The sequence below is a fragment of the Acinetobacter sp. AHP123 genome, from assembly GCF_023757925.1.
In the GTDB taxonomy this organism is placed as follows: domain Bacteria; phylum Pseudomonadota; class Gammaproteobacteria; order Pseudomonadales; family Moraxellaceae; genus Acinetobacter; species Acinetobacter oleivorans.
This window is the reverse complement of sequence record NZ_CP092454.1, coordinates 3,956,902-3,981,468: the sequence shown is the minus strand read 5'-3', so window position 1 is coordinate 3,981,468 and position 24,567 is coordinate 3,956,902. Positions and strand designations below refer to the sequence as shown.

General features: G+C 40.8%; 19 protein-coding genes. 5 read left to right on the top strand and 14 right to left on the bottom strand.

Annotation, left to right across the window (positions count from 1 at the left end; genetic code table 11):
- Positions 1-41: 41 nt before the first annotated feature.
- From MJX77_RS18835 to MJX77_RS18815, 5 genes are all read right to left on the bottom strand, one after another.
- Positions 42-986 carry a PDR/VanB family oxidoreductase gene (locus tag MJX77_RS18835; protein ID WP_252060163.1) on the bottom strand — a complete coding sequence of 315 codons (945 nt, stop codon included), beginning with the start codon at positions 984-986 and terminating at the stop codon, positions 42-44.
- Between the two features lie 12 nt (positions 987-998).
- Positions 999-2,075 (bottom strand): aromatic ring-hydroxylating dioxygenase subunit alpha, encoded by a 1,077-nt coding sequence (locus MJX77_RS18830; RefSeq protein WP_252060162.1) that lies wholly within the window; start codon positions 2,073-2,075, stop codon positions 999-1,001.
- A gap of 234 nt (positions 2,076-2,309) precedes the next feature.
- Positions 2,310-3,497, bottom strand: a complete 1,188-nt coding sequence (locus tag MJX77_RS18825) for an OprD family outer membrane porin (protein ID WP_252060161.1) — start codon at positions 3,495-3,497, stop codon at positions 2,310-2,312.
- A 12-nt stretch (positions 3,498-3,509) separates the two neighbouring features.
- Positions 3,510-4,463: a formylglycine-generating enzyme family protein gene (locus MJX77_RS18820; protein ID WP_252061360.1), complete on the bottom strand. Its 954-nt coding sequence runs from the start codon at positions 4,461-4,463 to the stop codon at positions 3,510-3,512.
- A gap of 25 nt (positions 4,464-4,488) precedes the next feature.
- On the bottom strand, positions 4,489-6,174 hold the full coding sequence (locus tag MJX77_RS18815; protein WP_252060160.1) for an arylsulfatase: 1,686 nt from the start codon (positions 6,172-6,174) through the stop codon (positions 4,489-4,491).
- 373 nt (positions 6,175-6,547) lie between these two features.
- Between MJX77_RS18815 and MJX77_RS18810 the strand changes: the two genes are divergently transcribed.
- The 3 genes from MJX77_RS18810 to MJX77_RS18800 all read left to right on the top strand — a co-directional run bounded on the left by MJX77_RS18810 (position 6,548) and on the right by MJX77_RS18800 (position 11,656).
- Positions 6,548-7,894, top strand: coding sequence for an MFS transporter (locus MJX77_RS18810; RefSeq protein ID WP_252060159.1), 1,347 nt, complete (start codon positions 6,548-6,550; stop codon positions 7,892-7,894).
- A gap of 31 nt (positions 7,895-7,925) precedes the next feature.
- Positions 7,926-9,206, top strand: a complete 1,281-nt coding sequence (locus MJX77_RS18805; RefSeq protein WP_252060158.1) for an OprD family outer membrane porin — start codon at positions 7,926-7,928, stop codon at positions 9,204-9,206.
- A gap of 251 nt (positions 9,207-9,457) precedes the next feature.
- Positions 9,458-11,656, top strand: coding sequence for an OsmC domain/YcaO domain-containing protein (locus MJX77_RS18800; protein ID WP_216985418.1), 2,199 nt, complete (start codon positions 9,458-9,460; stop codon positions 11,654-11,656).
- Between the two features lie 65 nt (positions 11,657-11,721).
- Here the strand turns inward: MJX77_RS18800 and choxAB are convergent, their stop codons facing one another.
- From choxAB to MJX77_RS18780, 4 genes are all read right to left on the bottom strand, one after another.
- Positions 11,722-13,392, bottom strand: coding sequence for a cholesterol oxidase (gene choxAB / locus MJX77_RS18795; protein ID WP_252060157.1), 1,671 nt, complete (start codon positions 13,390-13,392; stop codon positions 11,722-11,724).
- 27 nt (positions 13,393-13,419) lie between these two features.
- Positions 13,420-14,313 (bottom strand): alpha/beta hydrolase, encoded by an 894-nt coding sequence (locus MJX77_RS18790; RefSeq protein ID WP_252060156.1) that lies wholly within the window; start codon positions 14,311-14,313, stop codon positions 13,420-13,422.
- 72 nt (positions 14,314-14,385) lie between these two features.
- A complete protein-coding gene (locus MJX77_RS18785; protein ID WP_017386380.1) occupies positions 14,386-15,240 on the bottom strand; it encodes an SDR family NAD(P)-dependent oxidoreductase in 855 nt (284 codons plus the stop codon).
- 44 nt (positions 15,241-15,284) lie between these two features.
- Positions 15,285-16,772: a flavin-containing monooxygenase gene (locus MJX77_RS18780; protein ID WP_252060155.1), complete on the bottom strand. Its 1,488-nt coding sequence runs from the start codon at positions 16,770-16,772 to the stop codon at positions 15,285-15,287.
- A 135-nt stretch (positions 16,773-16,907) separates the two neighbouring features.
- Here MJX77_RS18780 and MJX77_RS18775 point away from each other — a divergent pair, with 135 nt between their 5' ends.
- Positions 16,908-17,921, top strand: coding sequence for an AraC family transcriptional regulator (locus tag MJX77_RS18775; protein WP_252060153.1), 1,014 nt, complete (start codon positions 16,908-16,910; stop codon positions 17,919-17,921).
- Positions 17,922-17,965: 44 nt separating this feature from the next.
- Here the strand turns inward: MJX77_RS18775 and ttdB are convergent, their stop codons facing one another.
- Genes ttdB through MJX77_RS18760 form a run of 3 tightly spaced genes read right to left on the bottom strand, consistent with a single transcriptional unit; the run spans position 17,966 to position 20,818 of the window.
- A complete protein-coding gene (gene ttdB / locus MJX77_RS18770; protein WP_000722967.1) occupies positions 17,966-18,574 on the bottom strand; it encodes a L(+)-tartrate dehydratase subunit beta in 609 nt (202 codons plus the stop codon).
- Entirely contained in the window at positions 18,571-19,470 is a 900-nt protein-coding gene (gene ttdA / locus MJX77_RS18765) for a L(+)-tartrate dehydratase subunit alpha (RefSeq protein WP_000356537.1), read from the bottom strand. The genes ttdB and ttdA overlap by 4 nt, the downstream gene beginning before the upstream one ends.
- A 49-nt stretch (positions 19,471-19,519) precedes the next feature.
- Positions 19,520-20,818: an MFS transporter gene (locus MJX77_RS18760; protein ID WP_252060152.1), complete on the bottom strand. Its 1,299-nt coding sequence runs from the start codon at positions 20,816-20,818 to the stop codon at positions 19,520-19,522.
- Positions 20,819-21,056: 238 nt separating this feature from the next.
- Here MJX77_RS18760 and MJX77_RS18755 point away from each other — a divergent pair, with 238 nt between their 5' ends.
- Positions 21,057-21,977, top strand: a complete 921-nt coding sequence (locus MJX77_RS18755) for a LysR family transcriptional regulator (protein WP_252060151.1) — start codon at positions 21,057-21,059, stop codon at positions 21,975-21,977.
- A gap of 57 nt (positions 21,978-22,034) precedes the next feature.
- Here MJX77_RS18755 and MJX77_RS18750 read toward each other — a convergent pair whose 3' ends face one another.
- Together MJX77_RS18750 and MJX77_RS18745 are read right to left on the bottom strand one after the other, a co-directional pair.
- On the bottom strand, positions 22,035-22,913 hold the full coding sequence (locus tag MJX77_RS18750; protein ID WP_252060149.1) for a class I SAM-dependent methyltransferase: 879 nt from the start codon (positions 22,911-22,913) through the stop codon (positions 22,035-22,037).
- Positions 22,914-23,026: 113 nt separating this feature from the next.
- A complete protein-coding gene (locus MJX77_RS18745) occupies positions 23,027-24,550 on the bottom strand; it encodes a flavin-containing monooxygenase (protein WP_252060147.1) in 1,524 nt (507 codons plus the stop codon).
- Positions 24,551-24,567 lie beyond the last annotated feature (17 nt).

Sequence of the window (24,567 nt, the reverse complement as noted above, 5' to 3'; positions counted from 1 at the left end):
GGTGAAATGTTCCTTTATTTTTGAATAAAGGAACTTGAAAATTAAAGCTCAATCACAAGATTTTTAGTTTTTGCACGAGAACAGCAGGGCGTAAATTGGTCGTTCAAAGCATGTTCCTCATCGGTCATAAACATATCCCGATGATCGGGTGTGCCTTCTATAACGCGAGTAATACATGTGCCACAAATGCCTTGTTCACATGAAACAGGAATATCAAAACCATTTGCAATCAATGCCTCAGTAGCAGTCTGCTCTGGTAATACTTCAATTCGACGGCCCGTACCTTTAACTTCAATAGTAAAAGCTTCATCGTTAGACGTATCTAATTTTTGAGCAACAAAATGCTCTTGATGTAACTGTTCGCTATGCCAACCTGCTTGTTCAGCCGAGCTCATGACAAACTGCATAAACCCTGTAGGCCCACATACATATAAGTGTTTATCAGGTGAAGCTTGGCCCAAAACCTTTGCCATATTACATTCGGTGTCTGGTTGATCTTGAATGTGAAAATGGACTTGGTTACCAAAGTGCTCGGTTAAGTTGCCATAGAAAGCAATCATTTCATGACTACGCACAAAGTAGTGCAATTCGAAAGGAATATTGGCTGACTTAAGTCGATATGCCATCGACAAAATAGGGGTAATACCAATACCACCAGCAAATAAAACTGCTTGTTTGGTTTGAGGGTGTATCTCAAATAAATTGCGTGGTTCACCAATTTCTAAATGATTGCCTTCACTATATTCAGTGTGGATGCAACGTGATCCACCGCGTGAGTTAGCATCATGTAAAACACCAATCACATAGCGATGCTTTTCAGTGCAGCAGTTTGAAAGTGAATATTGGCGGGTGAGACCATTTTTTAGGTGCACATCAATATGTGCACCTGCTTCAAAACTCGGTAGCGCTGTACCATTTACTGCAACCAATTCAAAAGCACGAATGTTCGGGGTAAGCTGGTGAATTTTCTGAATAATAACGTCCATGTTCATGCTCCTTTAAATAATCCGAATGTTTGGAAACTTCTGTGTGGACGTTTCAGGAGGTGTTTTATTTTCTTCGGCAAGTAGTCGCTCAATGACCTTGCGAGACTGTACACCGCCTGCGTCGATGTTGAGCATGAGTAACTTGCGATGTGGATTGTTTAAAATATTTTGCTGCTGTTGCTCAAGCATTTCTAAATCTTCAGTAAAGATTTTGCCTTGGCCTTCACGAATTTGATCGGTGAGTTCGGCATTATCTGGCTGGAAGTTACGCGCCATTCCCCAGAAATACCAGTGTGAAGTTTCAGTTTCTGGCGTAATAAAATCCACTACAATTGAGGAAACTTTTTTGTCTTTCGGTGCGTGATAACCTCCATGTCCAGCATGCGCTACACCTACTTCAATGTGAACATTACTTGGTGCAAAGAAGTGGCAACGTTGCCAACGATCAACAGGTACATCATCAGCCAAATGATTGCCGCGAAGGGCCATTTGCCAAAATGGAGGTGCGATCACATTTTCCATATAGCGTTCGGTAATCACATGGTCACCATCAACTTTAGTGACTGGTAATGATTCATCAATTTCTTTTTGCCCAATACTGCTTAAGTGAACATAGGTCTCGTGGGTTAAATCCATCAGGTTGTCGACCATCAGGCGATAGTCACAGTGAATATGAAACAGGCCTCCGCCATAGCTCCATTCAGGATGATCTGCCCATTCTAAAGTTGGAAGTTTTGCTTCATCCGCTAAAGCTTTCTCACCCGGCCATATCCAAATAAAACCGAATTTTTCGACAACTGCATATGATTTGTTGCAAGGGAAACCGTTTACACGTTGGACTGGCATTGAGACGGTCTTTCCGTCACAACCCATGACTAAGCCATGATAGCCACATACGAGGTTTCCATCTTCGACATAGCCAAGTGAAAGTGGGGCACCGCGATGGGGACAAAAATCTTCAATGGCTGCAACTTGGTTTTCTTTACCACGATAAAAAACAATTTTTTCACCACAGATGGTGCGACCTAATGGTTTGTCTTGGATTTCTTCTGGGCGGCAGGCAACATACCAAGCATTTTTAATAAACATTTGTGACGACTCCTTATCACTTATTGGATCCAATTTATAATAAATAAAAATATTGGTCAATTGATAAGCGGTATATTTATTCAAAAATATTGATCTTTTAATTTGGTTATTTTGTATATTTTTAATTGCTATTAAAGATTTTTGTATTTACCTTGAATTTTAAAGGCTAAATTTTTATTCATCTTAATTTGGATCCATAATGACTGTAGTTAAGCCATTATGGAGTGTGAAAATTTAGAAATTAACCGTGTAGTGAAGCATCATGCGCTGTTCATCCAAACTTTTGCCGTGTTTGGTGTCATAATTTATATTTAAGAAAAGAAACTTAAGATTTTTAATCCAAGCATTTAGGTCGTACTGAATCAACACGTCACTTTCTTGCTCAAAATCATTTTGATTCATGGTCTGAAATGAATCGCCATAAATATATTTATAGGTCACTTTTAGACCCTTGATGTAGTCTTTAAAGTCATACGATGCAACGAAATGATAAGATTTTTCATCTGCTTTGGTAAACGCGCCTAAGGTCCAGTTCACCATATGGGGGATGGGCATATTATCGAGTTTTGGAATACCATCTTTGCCAAAGTTTTCTTGATAGCCAATTCCAGTTGTAAAGTTTCCATGTTTAATGAAATGCATGGCCCCTACAGATGTATTGTCATATTCGCCAAGCTTTGATTTGCCGACATCATCGTGGCGAAACACACGTAATTTTGTGGTGTGCTGTTTTGTCCATTGGTAATCAAAAGCAAAGTAACTTTGATTGATGAGATCTGTTAAGTAACCATTATAAAATTTCCAGTGGTATCGAGGTGTTTTGCCATCCCATTGAAAGAAATAAAGTCCGTCAGATTCATGTTTTGATATGGCGAGTTTGTGGTAGTCCTCCTCATTTTTTGGCGAATAACGGTTAATCAAACCCAACTCGAAATTTTGTTGTGGTGTCTTATATTTTAATTCCAAGCCTTTATAGTTAACGCGTAATTGATGTGTATCCACTTGTGGCGTAAGTGGTGAGTCGGGAATAATTTCACCTACATTCATGCGAAAGTTTTGATATTCAACTCCAGCACCTAAGCCATATTTAATTTGGTCTTGTGCTTGTTTCTTGGTGTTAGGGTCAAAGGGTATGACCATATCATTGGTGTGTTGGTCGCTACTTAGGCGATAAGCATATTGGATGCTTGGATTGAGGTGTAGCTGAATATCATTAAGCTTGGTTGACCAGTCACCACGATAAATCAGACCTTGGCTCAAGCTATGAGTATCGGGACTAATACTATTTTCATATTGTCTGTCGAAGTTAAATGTTTTGAGTGTGAGTGTATTTTGAAAATTAACATCTACTTCACTATGAGCTAAACAGCAGGCAAGGGTTGTCCCTGAGAAGAAAATCCCATAAATAAAAATATGCTTCATTTTTAAATCCGTTTAAAAGCGTTTTACTGTTCTAAATCCGACATGGCTAGTTGCAAGGTCGAGTTCCTGTGGATGCCTCGCGGCAGCACGATAACGCGCGCAATAGTTGGTAGCGCATAAATAAGATCCACCTTTAATCGTATATTGCAAAATCTGTTCGTGACTTTGCCGATATTTCGAGGGATCTCCCATATGGTGATCTCTTGGACCTGTATAGGGTGTTTGCGTCCATTCCCATACATTGCCAATCAAGTCATATAAGCCAAATGGGTTTTTACTAAAACAGCCAACAGGGGCAACATCCTTAAAACCATCTTCCTGAACATTTTTATATGGAAATTCACCTTGCCAGAAATTGGCTACAATATGGCCTTCATGGGTCGGGCCAATATCGGAATTTTGCTGAAAACCTTTGGCTGCATATTCCCATTCAAGTTCGGTCGGTAAGTCATGACCCAGCCAATTTGCATAAGCGTAGGCATCATTCCATGTCACCATGCGAACAGGCTCATGAGGTGCAGGTTGTTTAGGGTTGTTTGGGCCCCATGGATGTTTCCAATTGGCCCCTTTTTCAAATTTCCACCATTGTAATTCTTCAACTGGATGATCTGGTTGTACAAACATAGCTGCGCCGCCTTGCTTCTCTGCATCGGTGACATAACCCGTTTGTTTAACAAACTCTTGAAATTGAGCATTGGTGACTTCAGTCGCATCAATTAAAAAAGCGGGAACTGAAGTTGCCTGTAAATTTAATGGGCGTTCATCTTCATAACCTTGTGTGGTGCCTAAAACAATCTTTCCTTGATGAAGTTTGACCATGCCTGCTTCTTTATTTTTAGGCCAACCCGAAGGAAGGCCCGAATAAGAATTACATTTAGCTTTACTGCCTAAGTCAGGCAAGGTGGTCTGTTGTAGTTGAGGTGTGGTTTTTTGGCATGCACAAAGTAAGAGGAACGATGAAAGCATCATGATCTGTTTCATCTGGTTTTCCCTACTTTTTATTGTATTGCTCAAAATCCACAACACCATTTTCATCAGCATATCTTAAATATTTGTCATTTAAGACTTTAACGATTTCAGGATGTTCTGCGTAAACATTATGTTGTTCATTAAAATCTGTTTTTAAATTGTAGAGTTCCCAACCATGGCTCTTAAATTTAGAAGGTGAGTTTTCAACAAGTTTCCATTCGTCAGTTTTAGCGTAGCGGCTGCCATGTAATTCTTTAAAGTCATAATAATTAACAGGACGAATACGGGCAGTATTATCTTTAAACGCAGGGATCAGACTAAAACCAGATGGTTTAATTTTGGTGCTTGAAGTTGGATAAACCTGACTATTTTGAATACCAGCTAGCTCCATCACAGTTGGGAATATATCTCTGACTGTCGCAAAGTTATTGTTAATTCCATGTTGTTTAGAAACCTGAGTTGGTGATTTAACAATAAATGGAACTCGAACTCCGCCTTCTGAAGCAGCTGACTTCCAGTACGTAAATGGAGTGCTGCTCACTTCGGCCCAGCGTGGTCCCATGTAAACATATGAGCTGGCGTTGCCTATATTTTCATAGCGATTGTCGGCATCACCCATTGGAAAATTATGATCACCACCTTCAGCGCCGTTATCTGACATAAACACAATCAAAGTATTGTCATATAAATGATGCTTTTTAAGATATTGAATGACATCGCCCACACGGTCGTCTAACTGGGTAACCATGCCAGCATAAACTTCCATTTTACGCGCTTCATATTTGCGCTCTTGTGGGGTGAGTTCATTCCAGCTTTTGGTACCTAAAGCTTGATTGCCACGTTCGACTGGATATTCTGCATTTGCAGGAATTAATCCTAGTTGCTTTTGTCTCTCAAAGCGTTGCTTGCGAATTGCATCGTAGCCTTGATCATATTTACCTTTATATAAGTCTCTGTAATGAGCGGGTGCCTGTATCGGCCAGTGTGGAGCAGTATAGGCTAGGTAGGCAAAAAATGGTTTTTGCGATTTATTTTTGTCTAAGTACTCAAACGCTTTTTGTGTAAAAAAGTCGGTTGAGTAGTAGTTGTCTGGCAATGTAACCTTTTGACCATTTTCTGTGTATTGAGTATTACGCGGATAGTTTTTAGGCTGGTCTTTAAAGTGTAAATCGAAGCCATCGAGTAGAGCAAAAGATTGATCAAAACCACGGGCTTTAGGGTTTTGGTCGGGAGCATAGCCTAAGTGCCATTTACCGACCATGAAAGTGTAATAATCTTTTGTCTTTAAAATCTCTGCGAGTGTGTAAGCATTTTGCGTTAAGTGTCCTGAATAGCCATCAATTTTGAGGAGTGCATGAGGGCTATCGGCTCCAACTAATTGTTCTTGTCGTTTTGAAGTTTCATACATCGCACCTAAACCTACCAAGTGGTTATCGGCACCTGTCATAAGCTGTGCACGAGTAGGTGAACACATTGATGAAGCATGAAAATTAAAAAGCATTTTTCCTTGCTTTAACAGGCTATCAATATGAGGGGTTTTAATTTCACCACCATAAGCACCGATATCTGAAAATCCAAGATCATCGGCCAAAATAATCATGATGTTAGGTGATTGTTGATTTTTTGGAGGTGCTGCTTGCGTTGTGTAAAACAATTGGCTGGCAAAAAAAAGTCCCAATGTAAGCTGACTTACTCTTTTGAGTTTCATAACAACAATCCTTTGATGTTTCATAAATGCGTCTTGCATTTCCTGGAAATAAACTGAGCTTTTTTTGGCTAAAAAATGCTCTGTAATCGATCATAATGGATTTTTTAATATGGATCCATAAAAATATTCAAGCATTCTAATTTTATGTTTTTAATAATTTTATACTTATATAATTTATGTATTTATATACTTTTTAATAATCTGTTTATAATTTTAGTTGATTTTTTGGATCCAAATATTCAGTATAGAAAAAGAGCAGGATGCTCAAAAAACAAATATTCCTCTAGGTCATTATGGATACGGATGTGCATAACCACCCAATCGCTCATATCAGCAATGTCGTGTGTATGTCTTATCCAAGGGAGATACACAAATGGAAAGAGACGTTCTAAGTGAGATTAATCAAAACAACATGAGCCGCTACCAATGGTTCGTCATTTTGATCTGTATTTGTCTCAATATTATTGATGGCTTTGACGTGATGGTAATGGCATTTACCGCTCCATCTGTTTCGGCAGAATGGTCACTTTCAGGCGCACAAATTGGCTTGTTGTTAAGTGCTGGCCTTTTTGGAATGGCTGCCGGTTCCATTTTCCTCGCGCCTTTAGCCGATAAAATCGGTCGTCGTTTACTCATCTTAGTTTGTCTTGTTATTGCAGGTCTGAGCATGTTGGGCTGTGCTTTTGTACAAAGCCATGGCATGTTGGCAGCACTTCGGTTTATTACCGGAATTGGGGTAGGCGGAATTCTTGCGAGTAGTAATGTGCTGGCAAGTGAATATGCCAATGCTCGCTGGCGCAGTCTCGCAGTGAGCTTAATGTCTACAGGTTATGGAATTGGCGCGACACTGGGCGGAATACTATCACTAGCATTGATTGAGCATTTGGGTTGGCGTTCAATCTTTTTAGCAGGTGGGGTGACTACCATTGCAATGCTACTGATCAGCGCATGGTTATTACCTGAATCTTTAGATTATTTACTCGCGAAACGACCAAAACAGGCACTAGAACGTATTAATGCAGCTGTAAATCGTATGGGGCTTAACGAATTACCAGTTATGCCGCGTTATGAAAAGATCAGCACGCAAAATGGCAGTGAACTGGGCAAATTATTTGCTGGACAACTTAGATTTCAAACACTTTGTTTGTGGTTTGCATTCTTTTTAGTGATGTTTGGCTTTTATTTCGTGATGAGCTGGACACCAAAAATTCTTATTTCAATGGGGATGTCGCCACACCAGGGCGTAAGTACAGGCATTTTAATTAGTATTGGCGGTATTTTCGGGGCAGCTATTATTGGTTTATTGGCATCACGCATGAAAATTTTCTATGCCTTAAGTCTATTTTTAGGGCTAACCTCGGCATGTGTTTTCCTATTTGTCGCAGTCTCATCTCAAGTCAGTATTGCACTCATGGTGGGGTTATTACTTGGCACTCTCATCAATGGCTGTGTAGCAGGTTTATATTCGATTTCTCCAACAATTTATGATGCTGAAATTCGTAGTCGTGGCGTGGGCTATGCAATTGGTTTTGGACGAATTGGGGCAATTTTATCGCCAACGGTCGCAGGCATTTTTCTGGATAAAGGTATAGCACCCGCAACGCTTTATGCCTATTACGGTGTGGTGTTTATTTTGGCTATTTTCCTGATTTTAAGTTTGGGTAGTGCTTTTTACCGCAGTCAAAAAGAGCAGAACTACTCGCTTAAAACAGCACCTTAATCCATTAAAAATTAAATAGTTGAGATAAAAAATGAAAAAGACACCAGTATGGGTGGGGGTATGCTTGTGCCCATTATTTAGTCAAGTTGTGCATGCCGAATTTCTTGCAGACAGTAAAGCTGAGCTAACACTACGTAATTTTTACTTTGACCGAGACTATAAAAAGGACCCATATCCCTATACAGCAGGTAGAGATTGGGCGCAGGGTTTAATTTTTAAAGGACAGTCTGGCTATACTGAAGGTGCGGTTGGGTTTGGTGTTGATGTACTGGCAATGGCAGGTTTTAACCTGATGGGAAGCCGTGCTGATGACTATGCGCGTAGTGGCTTATTACCAGTGAATACCGATAACTCGCGTGATGATTATTATGGAAAAATAGGCATTACTGGGAAGGCTAAATTTAGAAAAAATGAGCTTTTTGTGGGCGATTTAGTTCCGCAATTACCGACCATATTTTCATCGCCAGCGCGTTTGTTCCCTCAGACTTACCGTGGTATCCGCTTTGTTTTAAATGAAATTCCAAATCTTCAACTCGAAGGCTTTTATGTCGATGAAGTGCGCCAGCGCGATTCAATTCGTTATACCGATGTTGGAACAGACAATATCAACCATCGTTTTGACAAAGCGGCAACTACCGATTCTTTTTATACATTAGGTGGAAGCTATCAGTTAAAGGATTACCGTTTACGTGCTTATCATGCTGAACTCAAAGATATTTATCAGCAACAGTTTTTAGGTTTTAACGGCAAACAGCCTTTAAATGACCAGCTTAACTTTTTAAGCGACGTGCGTTTTTTTAATAGTGAAGAAACTGGAAGTAAAAAAATAGGAGAGGTCGATAACCGACATATTAGTGGCTTATTTGGTTTGAACTATCAAAACCATACAGTTTCTTTGGGCTACATGCAGTCGTTTGGTTCAACTGGTCTGCCATTTTTGTCGGGAACTGAAAGTCCAGTCGTGCTTGATTTTATGAGTTCGGACTATTCAAATAAAGACGAAAAAGTCTATTCGATTCGTTATGAATATGACTTTAAAAATGCGCGGATAGGTGATATTTCATTAAATGGACTACGCTTTATGTCTCGCTACGCAAAAGGTGAAGATATTGATTTATTGCAATATGGCGACCAACGTTTTAAAGAAGAGTCGATGGAATTTGATTTGGGCTATAAAATTCCTGAAGGTAAGTTAAAAGGTTTGGGAGTGCGAGCTCGTTTTTCTCACTATCGCAACGATATGCCTACCAATATGACCTTTCATTCGACCAATGAAACGCGGTTGAATATTGATTACACTTTTAAGTTTTAACACTCAATATTTATTAAATTAAAGACAAGTTAAAACATTGTAAGCAGCAATGTTTTAACTTTAGTTATCAACTGCACAAAATCCCTCTATAATACCGCCAATCTTATTAAAGCCACTTGAGTCGTTCATTAAACACATGGCTTTAATCTCTCATTTTTTTAAGTCAATTTCTTCGCTGTGATTCGGCTTATTTTTCAATATTTAGAATTTTATGTGTCTGTGCTGACACATAAAAATATTTAGGTGCCAGCATGGAAATCAAGGTTAATTATCTCGACAATCTTCGACAGGAAGCTAAGTTCGATGACTTTACGGTAATTGCCGATCAACCAATTCGCTACAAGGGTGACGGTTCGGCACCGGGCCCATTTGACTATTTTTTAGCATCGTCAGCATTGTGTGCAGCGTACTTTGTAAAAGTGTATTGTGCCGCTCGAGATATTCCAACCGATAATATTCGTTTATCGCAAAATAATATTGTTGATCCTGAAAACCGCTATAAGCAAACCTTTAAAATTCAAATTGAATTACCAGCCGATATTTCAGAGAAAGATCGCCAAGGGATTTTACGTTCGATTGACCGTTGTACTGTTAAAAAAGTGATTCAAACGGGTCCTGAATTTATTATTGAAGAAGTTGAAAGCATCGATGCAGATGCACAAGCATTGTTATTGCCAAGCCTAACTTCAGAAAGCCATACTTTTATTCAAGGTAAAGACCTGCCGTTAGAAGAAACCATTGCCAATATGTCTGCCATTTTGGCAAATTTAGGCATGAAGATTGAAATCGCGTCTTGGCGTAATATTGTTCCAAATGTATGGTCGTTACACATTCGTGATGCACAGTCTCCGATGTGTTTTACCAATGGTAAAGGTGCCACCAAAGAAAGTGCTTTAGCATCTGCATTAGGCGAGTTTATTGAGCGTTTAAACTGTAACTTCTTCTATAACGACCAGTTCTGGGGTGAAGAAATTGCCAATGCTGAATTTGTACATTATCCAGATGAAAAATGGTTTAAACCGGGTCCAAATGGTGAATTACCTAAAGAAATCCTAGATGAATACTGTCTTGAGATTTACAACCCAGATGATGAGTTACTTGGCACACATTTATATGACACCAACTCAGGCAACGTAGAGCGCGGCATTTGCTCGCTACCTTTTGTGCGCCAGTCTGACGATGAAGTTGTCTATTTCCCATCAAATTTAATTGAAAACTTGTACTTAAGTAATGGTATGAGTGCAGGCAACACTTTGGCAGAAGCCCAAGTTCAATGCTTGTCAGAAATTTTTGAACGTGCTGTAAAACGTGAAATTTTAGAAGGTGAAATTGCACTTCCAGATGTTCCTGAAGACGTATTAGCAAAATACCCAAGTATTGTTGCTGGTATTAAAGGTCTAGAAGAGCAAGGTTTCCCTGTATTAGTTAAAGATGCATCGTTAGGCGGTCAGTTCCCTGTAATGTGTGTAACTTTAATGAACCCGCGTACAGGTGGGGTGTTTGCATCTTTCGGTGCACACCCAAGTTTTGAAGTTGCGTTGGAACGTAGTCTGACCGAATTACTTCAAGGTCGTAGTTTTGAAGGCTTAAATGATTTACCACAACCGACTTTCCAAAGTAATGCGGTCACTGAGCCGAACAACTTTGTTGAGCACTTTATTGACTCAAGCGGTTTGGTATCTTGGCGCTTCTTTAGCTCTAAATCTGACTATGACTTTGTTGAATGGGATTTTTCTGGCGAAGGCGAAGAGTCGAATGCAGAAGAAGCTGCAACATTGTTCGGCATTCTCGAAGAGATGGGCAAAGAAGTATATATGGCAGTTTATGAGCACTTAGGTGCGACTGCTTGCCGTATTTTAGTACCGGATTACTCAGAAATTTATCTGGTTGAAGATTTGATTTGGGACAATACCAATAAAGCACTTTCATTCCGTGAAGATATTCTAAATCTGCATCGTTTGGATGATGAACAGCTTGAGGCATTGGTTGAGCGTTTAGAAGAATGTGAGCTAGATGATTACACTGAAATCACCACGCTGATTGGCATCGAATTTGATGACAATACAGTTTGGGGGCAGCTCACAATCTTAGAGTTAAAGTTGCTGATTTATGTTGCTTTACAACAGTTTGAAGAAGCAAAAGAGCTTGTCGAAACTTACTTGCAATATAACACCAACACCGTTGAGCGTGGCTTGTTCTATCAGTGCATGAACGTGGTGCTTGAAGTGATGTTAGATGAAGAACTAGAGCTTGAAGACTACCTGACTAATTTCCGCCGTATGTTTGGTGATACACGAATGGATGCAGTATTAGGTTCTGTCGATGGTAGCGTTCGTTTCTATGGCTTAACACCAACAAGCATGAAACTAGAAGGACTTGATCGCCATTTACGTCTGATTGAGAGCTATAAAAAATTGCATGCAGCTCGCGCTAAAGCCGTAGCGATGTAATTTAAAAAGCGAAATAAAAAAGCCTATTTTTAAATAGGCTTTTTTTTATAAAACAACTTGCTGGTTTAAGCAGAAGCTTTGGTGATCTCTATGGTTTCTGCATCTACTCTATGATCTTGCTGCTCATCCAAAGTATGTTTAGCTGGAATATAAGACATTGCACGTTCCGCAAGAGCTGTAATGGTAAGGCTTGGGTTAACCCCCAAATTTGCACCTAACATTGAGCCATCTACAACATATAAGTTTTTATAGTTAAAGACACGGTTTTGTCCATCTACCACGCCACGTTCTGGACTTGAAGCAATTGCACAACCTCCCATACAGTGGGCTGTAAAAGGTACGTTAAACAAAATTTCGGTAATGGTCGTCATTGGGTGACCATTAAACATTTTGGCAACTTTTTCGGTAAATGCATTGGCCTGCGGAATATACACAGGTAGCTTTTTACCTTCGCTCGATAACACCTTACCAAAAGGCCAGAACCAATTACGTTTCAAGCGCATGTTAATTGAGGCATCAGCTGTTTGCATCACCAAGAAAATTAAAGTCTGACGCGCAAAACTGACAGGATTACTCATGCGAAGAAAAATAAATGGATGGCAGATTAAAGCCCATAACCAAAAGAAGATACGCGTCCAACCCGGTTTGCCTTTAGCCATGTAAGTACACATGAGGCCCATGGCATCTGAACCAGTTTGGTAACGAGTCGCTTCAATGTGAGTGTCATGGTCAAGGTAAATACTTGAACCAATCGCAACCCCTTTACTCATGTCGACATCTTTACCAAAAAAGCGAACGCCTAAAATCGACTCGGCATTGGTACGAACCCGATTGCCCAAATCATCAGAGATATTTGGCAGTGAACCAGACTGTTTTAAACGGAATAACATCTCTTGCGTACCTAAAGACGATGCCGAGAAAATCACATTTCGAACACCCCATGTACGACGCTGTTTGTTAAACCATGAGCTTGAACATTCAGTCGTAACTTCATAGCCATCGCTGCCATCGGCTTTACCATTAAGTGGTTTAACGTCAACGACTTTGGTTTCTTCGTAAACCTTGGCACCATTTTTTTCGGCAAAGTACAAATAGTTTTTATCTAAAGTATTTTTTGCGTTGTGTTTACAGCCCGTCATACAGCCGCCACATGCAGTACAGGTTCCGCGGTCTGGACCTTCGCCATTAAAATACGGATCAGGGTAGGTCTTTCCACCTTGCTCACCTTCGGGTGGAAAAAAGGTTGCAACACGAGTCGGTTTAAACGTATGTCCCACCCCAACTGCATCGCCCATTTTTTTTAGCATGTGGTCGGCAGGGCCAAAAATTTTATTATCCGTCACCCCAAGCATACGTTCTGCTTCAGCATAGTGCTGTGGCATTTCATTTTTCCAGTCTGCTGCATCTGCCCACGTGCCTTCATCCCAAATATGTTCAGGTGGAACAAGTAGGGTATTGGCGTAGGTGATTGAGCCGCCACCTACAGCATTACCGCAAATAATGGTGACATGGCGAAAAAAACGCATGTTGAAATAACCGAAAAGTTTCATGCCCGGGCGCCAAATCCAACGACGGGTATTCCAGTTATTTTTAGCAAAATCTTTAGCTTCCCAGCGTCGCCCCATTTCCATTACAGCAACAGAGTAGCCCTTTTCGGTTAGACGGCAAGCAGAAACACTACCACCAAAGCCTGAACCAATAATGAGGTAATCATAGTCATAATTGTTTGTTGTCATGCCGAGGACTCCTCTCTGGCGATATTTTTATATTGACTGTGTATGTTTATCAATGAATTGCCCAATGCGCTCAATCGAGTCATTAGATTCATTTAGTATACCCGCGTGGAACTGAAAAACATGTCCGACTCGGTCATAAACCTTCAAATTCGTCGGAATACCATACTTTTCGGTTTGTTTAGCAAGCCGTTTTGCATCGTCTAATAATACTTCTTCGGTACCGACATGAATTAAAACAGGTGGTAATCCAGTTAAGTCGGCATAGAGTGGGGAACAGGTTGGATCGTTTGCCGATTTTTGTCCGCAATAGTTTTTTGCACACCAAACTAACCAGTCTTCTGACAGCATTGCATCTTGAGCAGCATGAGTTTTGATGCTACTTCCAGAAAGGCTTAAGTCAACCCAAGGTGAAAGTAAAACTAACGCCGCTGGTAACGGTAACCCTGCATTCCGTATTGCAATTGCAGTACTTAAACTCAGTCCGCCACCAGCTGAGTCACCAGCGATTACGAGTTTTTTCGGGTCTTGCCCTTGGGCAAGTAAAGCTTTGTAGACTGCAACTACATCTTCAATAGCAGCAGGGTTGGTATGCTCTGGGGCTAGGCGATATTCAGGTAACCAGACTTGTGCTTGAGCTGCATGTCCAATTTGAGCAGCAAGCTTAGTGTGACTTTTTGAGCTACCCACCACATAGCCACCGCCATGTAAATACAAGATGCCGAGGCCTGATTGAGTCATTTTGGGTTGAATGTGAACTGTCGGTACTTGAGCAATTGTTTGCTTTTTTGTTTTATAGCCACGTGGCCCAAGCACAATAGCACTGGCTGCATCGCTACAAAAACGTTGTAGCTTAAGTGGTGTTTTAGGGGATAAAGCTGGACGTAGCGTGGTACGAATAGTCCATGCAAGAAGCTGCTTCATAATAAGGACTCATACTGAGCAATTAATGTCAGTCAGCATCTCTTAAAATGAAGAGTATGCTGACCAGTGTTTTTATTTTGCTGATTTGTTGAGTAGACGAGTTTGCAAGGCAGTCGCAGTTGCAAAAATCTTTTGGTAACCCTGCGGAAGAATACGTTGAATCACATCAACGGCTTTCGCATCGGCTCCAATGAGTAAGCGGCGACGGTCTTTACGAACAGCTTCTAAAATTTGTTGAGCAGCATCATCCGCAGGGGTACGAAGTAATTTATCGAAAGCATCCTGACTTTTTAAAGGATCCATTCCTAAAGACTGGACGCTATTATTCATGCGGGCAGCTTTGGCAATATTGGTACGAATACCACCTGGATGGACACAGGTCGCACTCACTCCAGCATTTTGTAGATCGAGTTCTTGGCGCAATGATTCAGTAAAACCACGAACGGCAAATTTACTAGCGTTATAAGCACTTTGAGTTGGTTGAGCTGTTAAGCCAAACATACTGGAAATATTAATAATATGTCCGTCACCACTTTGCTTTAAGTAAGGCAAAAATTCTTTAGTGCCATAAACCACGCCCCAAAAATTAATCCCAATGAGCCATTCAAGATCTTCATAGCTCACACCTTCAGCCGTACTACCTATTGCGACACCAGCATTATTAAAAATCAGGTTAACTTGGCCATGTTCATCGACAACGGCCTTTGCCCAAGTTGCAACTTCATCACGCTTAGCCACATCGACTTTTTGTGTAGTTACTTTGACTGAATAAGGCGTTAACAGTTCGACTGTTTTAGCTAATCCAGCTTCACTAATATCGGAAAGTGCCAGATGGCAACCTTGTTTTGCGAGAGCTATAGCAAGTGCTTGTCCAATACCAGAGCCAGCACCTGTCACAGCTGCGACTTTATTTTTAAAAGACTTCATAAAATTCTCCGTTTATTTTTCTCATTTCCTATGGTGAAGCTTGTTTAAGAAATAGCCGAAACCTGAGTGTAGTTTTCAACATCGAAGCGACGAGTACGTTGTCGATATTCAAGGGTAAAACCCGGCCAGTTATTGGTATTTTTGCCATCAGCAGTTTGATACCAACTGGTACAACCTTGTGACCAGACAGTTTTTTTCATTTTTTCTTGAATGCTTTGATTAAACTCATGTTGAACTTCTGCACGAACATTGGTGAACAGAAGTTTGTTTTGTAGGGTTGTTTGAACGGCATCTAAAATATAATTCACTTGGCTTTCAATCATATACACAATTGAGTTGTGCCCAAGATTGGTATTTGGACCATAGAGCATAAAGAAATTTGGAAAGCCGCTCACAGTTAAACCGAGATAAGCTTCTGCACCATCTTTCCATGTGTCTTTTAAGGTGCGACCATCAAGACCTGTAATCTGCATTGGCGCCATAAACTCTGTTGCGGCAAAGCCCGTACCATAAATAATGGTATCGATTTCACGCAGCTTTCCTTCCGTATCTAAAATGCCGTTTTCGGTAATTTCTTGAATGCCCGTATTAATCACATCGACATGAGGTTGAGTCAGTGTTTCATACCACTGGTTAGAGATTAAAATACGCTTACAACCAATTGGATAATCCGGCATTAAACGGTGGCGTAATTTCCCATTTTTAACGACTTTACGAATGTGACGTTGGAATAAATATTCCACCAAAGGCATTTCATTTAAAGAAGTTGTAAAAGCAAGTAGGCGAATTTCATGATGACCATATTGCAAAGCACGATCTAGACTTTGCAAAATAGGTAATTTACGGAAAGCCTTTTTCTCTAAAGGTTGGTAAACCCGATCTGGTTTTGGAATCACGTAAGGTGCTGAACGTTGATAAACGTCTAGATGTGCTACTTGTTTTGCAATTTCAGGTACAAATTGAATTGCGCTTGCACCTGTACCGATCACTGCAACACGTTTGCCAGTTAAGTCATAGTCATGATCCCAACGTGCTGAGTGAAATGCCTTACCTTTAAAGTTTTCAATACCTTTAAGTTTTGGATAGGCAGGGCGGTTGAGTTGGCCTACAGCGCCTACTAAGAATTCAGCTTCAAACTGTTCACCAGTTGTACTTTGGATGTGCCATACACCTTGCAGCGCGTCAAATTCGGCACTGGCTATTTCAGTATTAAATTGAACATGTGGACGAATGTCATATTTATCGGCACAGTGACGTAAATATTGATAAATCTCTTGAGATGTACCGTAGCGATTTTTCCAACCTAGCTCTTGTTCAAAAGAAAAAGAATACAGATGAGAAGGCACGTCGCATGCAGCGCCCGGATACGTATTGTCACGCCAAACACCACCAACATCGGCAGCTTTTTCAAATAGGGTAAATTGTTCAAAACCTGCTTGTTTGAGACGAATGGCAAGTCCTAGACCACCAAAGCCAGTGCCAATAATGGCGATGCGTACATTTTTATTTGAATTAGTCGACGAATTAAACATAGGCTGCTCTAAATCCTTAAAAACAGTGGGCGAAAGAATCGCAATTTCCTGTATGCAGAATAGACGTTTATTAACTTGATTTAGAGGATGGATGAGGACAAAATATTGTGATTCGAGGACATTTTGGAAAGTACAGTGACGTACGCTTGGGCATTTGAACGCAGCATACATAGTGTCCGACTCATGGCTGATTTTGCAGTAGAAGCAGGTACTTCTTATCAGACCATTTTAGATGGAACAGGATTGAGTCAGCAGCAGTTGCTTGACCCGAATATGGTGGTGTCAGGGCAACAGGAATTACAGCTCATTCATAATCTGGTTGCACAGTTTCCAGACCGACCAGTGTTGGGTTTAGAAGTAGGTACACGCTATCATTTCACAACATTTGGGCCATTAGGTATGGCACTGATGAGTAGTGCTAGCATTCGTGAAGCACTAGATTTAGCTCTCACTTATTTTTCACTTACTTTTGCGTTTACCCGTTTTTTAGTTTCAGATACTGATGCAGGAACACGTGTCGATATTGAAGATGAAGGAATTCCATCTTTGGTTAGGCAATTTATTATTGAACGCGATGCTGCGGCTCTTATTACGGTACAACGCGACTTAGTAAAAGATAACTTTTGCCAATATTTGGCTTTTTCTTTTGAACCTATAGATCATTTAGAAGCTTATGAAAAATTATTTGGGGTGATGCCTAAATTTGGTTCTAGCAAAAGTTTTGTTCTGCTTGATGCACAGAAAATTAATCAAAAGCTGCAAATGGCAAATGAGCTGGTGCTACATACAGCCGAAGAACAATGTCGACAAATTTTAGATAAACGTCAAACCCAAAAGAAATTTATTAATTTAGTACAACAGCAATTGATGACTGTGCGAGGTGAAATGCCTTCTATGGAAATCGTGGCTGAACGTTTGCATTTAAATGTCCGTACTTTACGCCGTCACTTGGCATCTGAAGGAATGACTTTTATTCAAATACGTGAAGAAGTGAGGCAAGTTTTAGCTGAGCAATATCTAGCTTTGCCTAAAGTATCTATCGAGCAGATTGCCGAGTGGTTAGGCTATGCGGAACCTGCCAGTTTTATTCATGCCTATAAAAGATGGCATGGGAAAACACCTCATGCCATGCGTTTAGTACAAAAATAAAAAAGATGAAGGGTGCTTTTGCTTCCCTTCATCTAAAGAGTGGTTTATTTAATAAAGCTCAGTTGTTTGCTGATTTTTTCTAAAATCGGGGCTTTCTTGGCTTGAAATTCAACTTTGTTTTGTTGAATCAGGTTATTACCTTTAGTGTCGATAGAAATAATGAGCGGACCAAATTCTCTTACACGATTTATCCAAAGAGTTTCTGGCATTCCTAAATCCTGCCATTCAGCGCCTTCAATCTCTTCAACTAAGGTTGCTGCGAGTACTGCGCACCCACCTGGGAAAATCGCATGAACGGCAATATTTTCCTGACATCCAGCAGCTGTTTCTGGTCCCATGCCACCTTTACCTACAATAAGCTTTACGCCAGTTTGCTTGATAAATTCCCGTTCGAATTTCTCCATCCGCATACTGGTTGTTGGACCAATCGAAACCATTTCGAAGTCGTTTTCACCTTTCTTACGCACAATAGGGCCAGCGTGAAAAATCGCTCCGCCTTCAAGGTTAACTGGTAGTTCTCGACCTTGTTCGATCAGTCTACGATGGGCAACGTCACGACAAGTTACCAAACGGCCAGTCAAATAAACGACATCACCGACTTTAAGGTCTAAAAGATCTTCATCTTTAATAGGAGTTGTCAGAATTTTTTTCATAGTACAACTCCTTCATGAGATAAGATTTCATAAGACATATCTGGGTTAATCTTAATTTTGCCACGACGATGTGCCCAGCAACCTGTATTTACGGCAACCCCAATGGTTGATGGGTGGCGTGCTGAAGATTCAATATTGACTCCCATCACACTGTTATTACCTGTGAGTCCTTGCGGGCCAATACCAATTTCATTAAGACCTTGTTCTAACAGTTGTTCCATTAAGGCAGCGCGTGGGTTCTCACTTGTTGAGTCAACCGGACGCATAATCGCGAGTTTAGAAAGACGAGCTGCGGTTTCAACCGAAGTTGATACGCCAACACCAACCAGTAACGGTGGACAAGCATTTACACCGCGTTCGGTAATAACATCCATCACAAATTCAGCAACACCTTCGTAGCCTTGACCTGGCATTAAAACTTTTGCTGCACCCGGTAGGGTACAACCACCACCAGCCATATAGACATCAATGGTACAAGTGTCGAGTTCAGGCACAATACGCCAGTCTAACCATGGAATTTGGGTACCTGTATTGGTGCCCGTATTTTTTTCATCGAAGGTTTCAACAGCGTTGTGACGTAATGGACCTATGCGTGTTGCTTCAGCAGTTGCTTCGCTCAAAATATCTTGAAGTTCACCAAGCAAAGGGAAGTTAGCACCTGCTTCAACGAAATATTGAATGACACCCGTGTCTTGACAGCTTGGGCGGTTGAGCTTATCTGCTGCTTGCTGATTTTCCTCCATCGAATCATAAACTGATTTAGCCAAAGGATTAGTTTCTAAAGTACGCAGTTCAATTAACTTGCTTTTCACATCTTTAGGTAGGCGTTTTCCAATATAAGCCGTAAATTTGGCCATGGTGTCCGTAAGGGACTGGACTGCAATATCTTTGTCCATGTTGTGCTCCTTGAAGAAACTTGTTCAGATCTAATTGATGTAAATAGGGTTAGTGGGTGGCTTTGGCAGTGTTTACTTTCACTTTTTGGGAGAAGCTCAGCACTAGTGTCAGTAAGGTCGAGATAATGAGTAGTCCGGCAACAAAATAGAGTCCACCTGTGAAATCTCCAGTTTGATCTTTAATCCAGCCGATCATGGCAGGGCCTGCAAACCCACCTAAATTTCCAATTGAGTTAATCGTGGCAATGCCTGCTGCTGCGGCTGATCCTGACAAGAACATGGTTGGCATGCTCCATAGCGGTGGTTTGGCACAGCTAATACCGACATTCACAATGGTAAGTGCTGCAATTAATCCAATGACGTTGTGTGTGCCTGCTGCAATTGCGAGACCAACCGCTGCGGTTAAACACGCAAGAGCAACATGCCATGTACGTTCATTGGTGCGGTCAGAGTGTCGAGACCATAAAACCATGGCAATGACAGAAACGATTGGTGGAATGGCATTTAAAAGCCCCACAGTCATAGACGTTACGCCAAGCTGTTTAATAATTTGTGGTGCCCAGATACCGAGGGTATAAAGCCCAGCCGATGTTCCGAAATAAATCAACGCAAGGGCAAGTACCCGTGGGTTAGCAAGACCGCGAAGAATGCTGTGATGCTGAGGTGCATTTTTCCCGACATCTTCTTCTTTCATGGTTTTTACAAGCCATTCGCGTTCATCCTGTTTTAACCAAGTAGCTTGTTCAGGGCGGTCAGTCATATATTTAAAAACCACAACGCCTAAGATGAGTGCTGGTATTGCTTCAATAATGAACATCCATTGCCAGCCAGCGAGTCCCCAAATTCCATGCATTTCAAGTAACGCGGCTGAGATTGGTGAACCAACTGCTGTGGCAATTGGGGCGGCTGCCATAAATAAAGCAATCACACCCGCGCGATGGCGTGCAGGAAACCAGTAAGTTAAGTACAAAATAATGCCGGGAAAGAAACCTGCTTCGGCAACACCGAGTAAAAATCGCATAACGTAAAAGCCGGTTGAGCTTTCTACAAATGCCATGCCTGCTGCAATCAGACCCCAACTCACCATGACTCGAGCAATCCAGATACGGGCACCGACTTTATGCAAAATAATGTTGGATGGGACTTCAAATAAGAAATAGCCCAAAAAGAAAATTCCGGCACCAAACCCGAGAACTGAGGCAGTAAAGCCTAGATCTTCTTTCATGGTGAGTGCTGCAAAGCCAATATTGACGCGGTCGATATAGGCTACAAGGTATAACAACATAATAAACGGTACGATTCTCCATGTGATCCGACGTAACGTTCGCTTTTCAATATCCATTTCCATGTCATGACTCCATATTCATGACTACCAATCCTGATTGGTAGTTTTCGCTTTCTTTACCGCTATTCATTCGGTTAGATGGCTTTTTCCCGTTCATCCACAGCATTCCTTCTGCGGACGTTTTTATGCTCTTAAACAAGAGGCGACTTATGTCGGGAAACAATGAAATGGATGTTAATCCCTTTAAAAAACTGATGAATCGATATAAAGTTAAATCACTATTGCAAAAAACTTAATAATCATGAACGCAGATACGGAATTAGCTTTCTTTTGTTTATTGGTTAAACAAGGAAGTCTTGTGGCGACGGCTCGAGAGTTAAACTTGACTCCACCTGCGGTTTCTAGACGTTTAACTCAACTTGAAGAGCGTTTAGGAGTAAGGCTTTTAAATAGAACAACACGGCGAATTAGTTTAACCAGTGAAGGTGAGATCTACTTTGAAAATGCAGTTCGTATTTTAAAAGAGATTGATGAAATGGAGCGCTTGGTTTCAAGTAGTCGGGCAGCACCCAAAGGGGTATTGCGTGTGAATGCTCCTTTAGGCTTTGGTCGTTCTTATATTGCGCCAGCGATTTCTACATTTGCCAAAATCTATCCTGATGTCGATGTCCAACTGCATTTAACTGACCGCCCGATTAATCTGCCAGATGAAGCCATTGATGTGTCAATCCGCTTTGGCGAAATACCCGATTCACGTCTCATTGCCAAAAAATTGGCAGCCAACCGCCGTTTATTATGTGCATCACCTAGCTATTTAAAAATGGCAGGGCAACCGCTCACTCCCCATGATTTAACACAGCATCAGTGTATTGTGATTCGGCAAAATGATTCTGCTTATGGTAATTGGCGGTTAAGTCATGGCAAACAAGTTGAAACTGTTAAAGTTCATGGGCAACTGAGTACGAATGATGGGGCAGTCGCATTAAATTGGGCTTTAGAAGGCTACGGTATTTTGATGCGAGCAGAGTGGGACGTAGCAAAATATTTAAGAAGTGGCAGATTGGTTCAAGTGCTAGAGGATTATGAAACACCACCAGCAGATGTCTATGCGGTGTATTTAGAGAGACTGAATTTGTCACCTAAAGTCGCGCACTTTTTAGATCATTTACGTCAATTTTTAAATCAGCATGTCGATGGGCCAGAGCCGCGTTCAAGCTGGTGATGATGGTATTCACCTTGATTAAAAAAGCCAACTTAAAGTCTAAGTTGGCTTTCAACATTATTTTCTATTTAAACGTAAATGTAATAAGCGTGTTGCTGAGGTGTGGCGAATTTCATCGATTCGTGCATTAAAATATCGTTCAGTAATGGCTTCACCTGAAAGATCTTCGACCACTTCAAATCCCATCTGTTCCACTGCATGATGTAAATCTATTGGTTTAAATTGACCTAATAAAGGTTCTTTCAGCAAATGGGTAAACTGTGCAACGCCCATACTTCCAAGTCGCTCAATACCGTTTAATTCCTGAAAATCAGTCGAATAGTCGAGTACCATTTCACTACCGTTTGCAGCAAATTCGGCAATACTTTTTAAAGTTCCTAAGGTCGTTTGCGGGTTTAAATAGTGAGTTGTGCCTAACCATGAAAAAAATGCAGGAGCAGATGAATCATAGACACTTCTGGTCAGGGCTTCCGAAATAGACTCTTTTTCAAAGTTAATCGCGACAAACTCAACGGTAGTAGGAATATTTCCTAACTTTTTTAGCTTGGCTTGTTTGGCCGCTTGAGTATCAGGATGATCGACTTCAAAAATTTTCAAAGTAGGGTAATGGTGTGATTCACGTAGTGCAAAAGAGTCTAGACCAGCACCGACTAACACATATTGTTGAATATTTTGTTGAACTGCCTGATCAAGTAAATCTTCGGCATAACGAGAGCGTCCGACCACTTGCCCAGTAAGTAAACCTAAAGTGCGGTTTAAAACCGAAGAATTCATGACTTTAACAATCAGTGGGTTAGAGAGCAGTTTTTTCCAGCCTTTACTGGTTAGTTCAAAAGCATAAGGGTCTGAAAATACAGGGTTCTTCGTATTTTGAAAATGATTGGCCCGTAATGCAGCAGCAGCTTCGGCGGTACGACTTGATTGTCCTTCTTTCATCTTTATCCTGTTTTTTTATTTCTTGAAGATACTCAACGAAGAAGGCAGTGTATTTCATGAAAGTCAAAAATACACTGCCTATTTCTTACAACGGATTTGATCGAAACTACAAATTAGTGAGTTTTTGTCGTTTGATACGTCACTTCATAATCTTTCAAATCTACTTTTTTCAAACGTTGTTTAAGTTTTTTCAGTGACCAAGGCCATGCAGCAAAGTTACGACCGTTGGCATCAAGGTAGTAACTCTTACAGCCGCCGCTATTAAATACAGTCGTTTGTAAGTGCTTTTGCACTAAATCGTTATGCTTTTTAATCACATCAGATTTAACATTTAATTTGCTAATTCCTTTGTTTTTAATTTTCAATAAGCCATCTACGATATAGTCGAGCTGCGCTTCAGCCAAACCAATGAAAGAGTCATAAACCAGTACATTCGGTCCCAAAACTAAAAATGCATTTGGTACATTTTCAATGTTGGTGCCTAAGTAAGCTTCTGGTGAACTATTTTTCCAGATATCTTGTAAACATTGACCTTTTTCATTGTGAACACGTTTACCAATTGGTGGGTGGGACACTTCAAAGCCTGTACCCCAAATAATCACATCAACTTCGTGGCGTTCACCGTTAGCAGCAACCACCGTATTGCCTTCAACTTTCACTAAACCATGAGGGATTAGGGTGGTGTTTGGTGCTTGTAGCGCTGGATAATAATTGTTAGCGAATAAAATACGTTTACAACCAATATCAAAGTTTGGCGTTACGTTTTTACGTAGTACAGGGTCATTAATTTGCAATTTAAGTAATTGCTTACCCAATACATTGACTGGTTTTAGGGCAAGTGGATTGCGTAAACCAAAGTTAATTGCATTCAGCGTTAACGCTACACTTTTACGCCAGCTCGCCTGAATAGACGGATATTTAGCAATGACTGATTTACTAAATTCACCCAAGTCGGTATCTGGTTTCGGTAGTACCCAAGGTGCTGTACGTTGAAACACAAAAAGCTCTTTCGCTTTTGGTTGAATTTGTGGCACAAACTGAATAGCAGATGCACCAGTACCAATCACGGCAATGCGTTTACCAGTTAAATCATAATCATGGTTCCATTTAGCAGAATGGAACATCTCGCCTTTAAATGTTTCTAAGCCTTCAAGACGTGGAATTTGAGCTTCGGTAATTGGACCTGTAGCAAAAATAACGGTTTTAGATAAATATTGACCAGTCGTGGTATCCAGTACCCACACATGACGTGAGTCATCCCATGCTGCGTTGAGCAGTTCGCTATTAAACTCGATTTTAGACGTAACATTAAACTCGTTACTCACATCTTCCAGATAACTTAAGATTTCTGGTTGGCGCGCAAATAAATGGCTCCATTTTGCACTTGGTGCAAATGAATAAGAGTAAAGAGCAGAAGGTACATCACAACCACAACCTGGATAGGTATTTTCACGCCATGTTCCACCAACACGGCCAGCTTTTTCAATAATCTTATAATTGGTATAACCAACTTGATCTAGGCGAATAGCAGCGGCAATACCTGAAATGCCAGCACCCACAATAAAAGTATCGAAAATATGGTTTGGTGATTTGACAGCTTTTTTTGCTGAAGCATTTGTTTTCATTTGAGCAGTCATATGTGTACTACCTATAA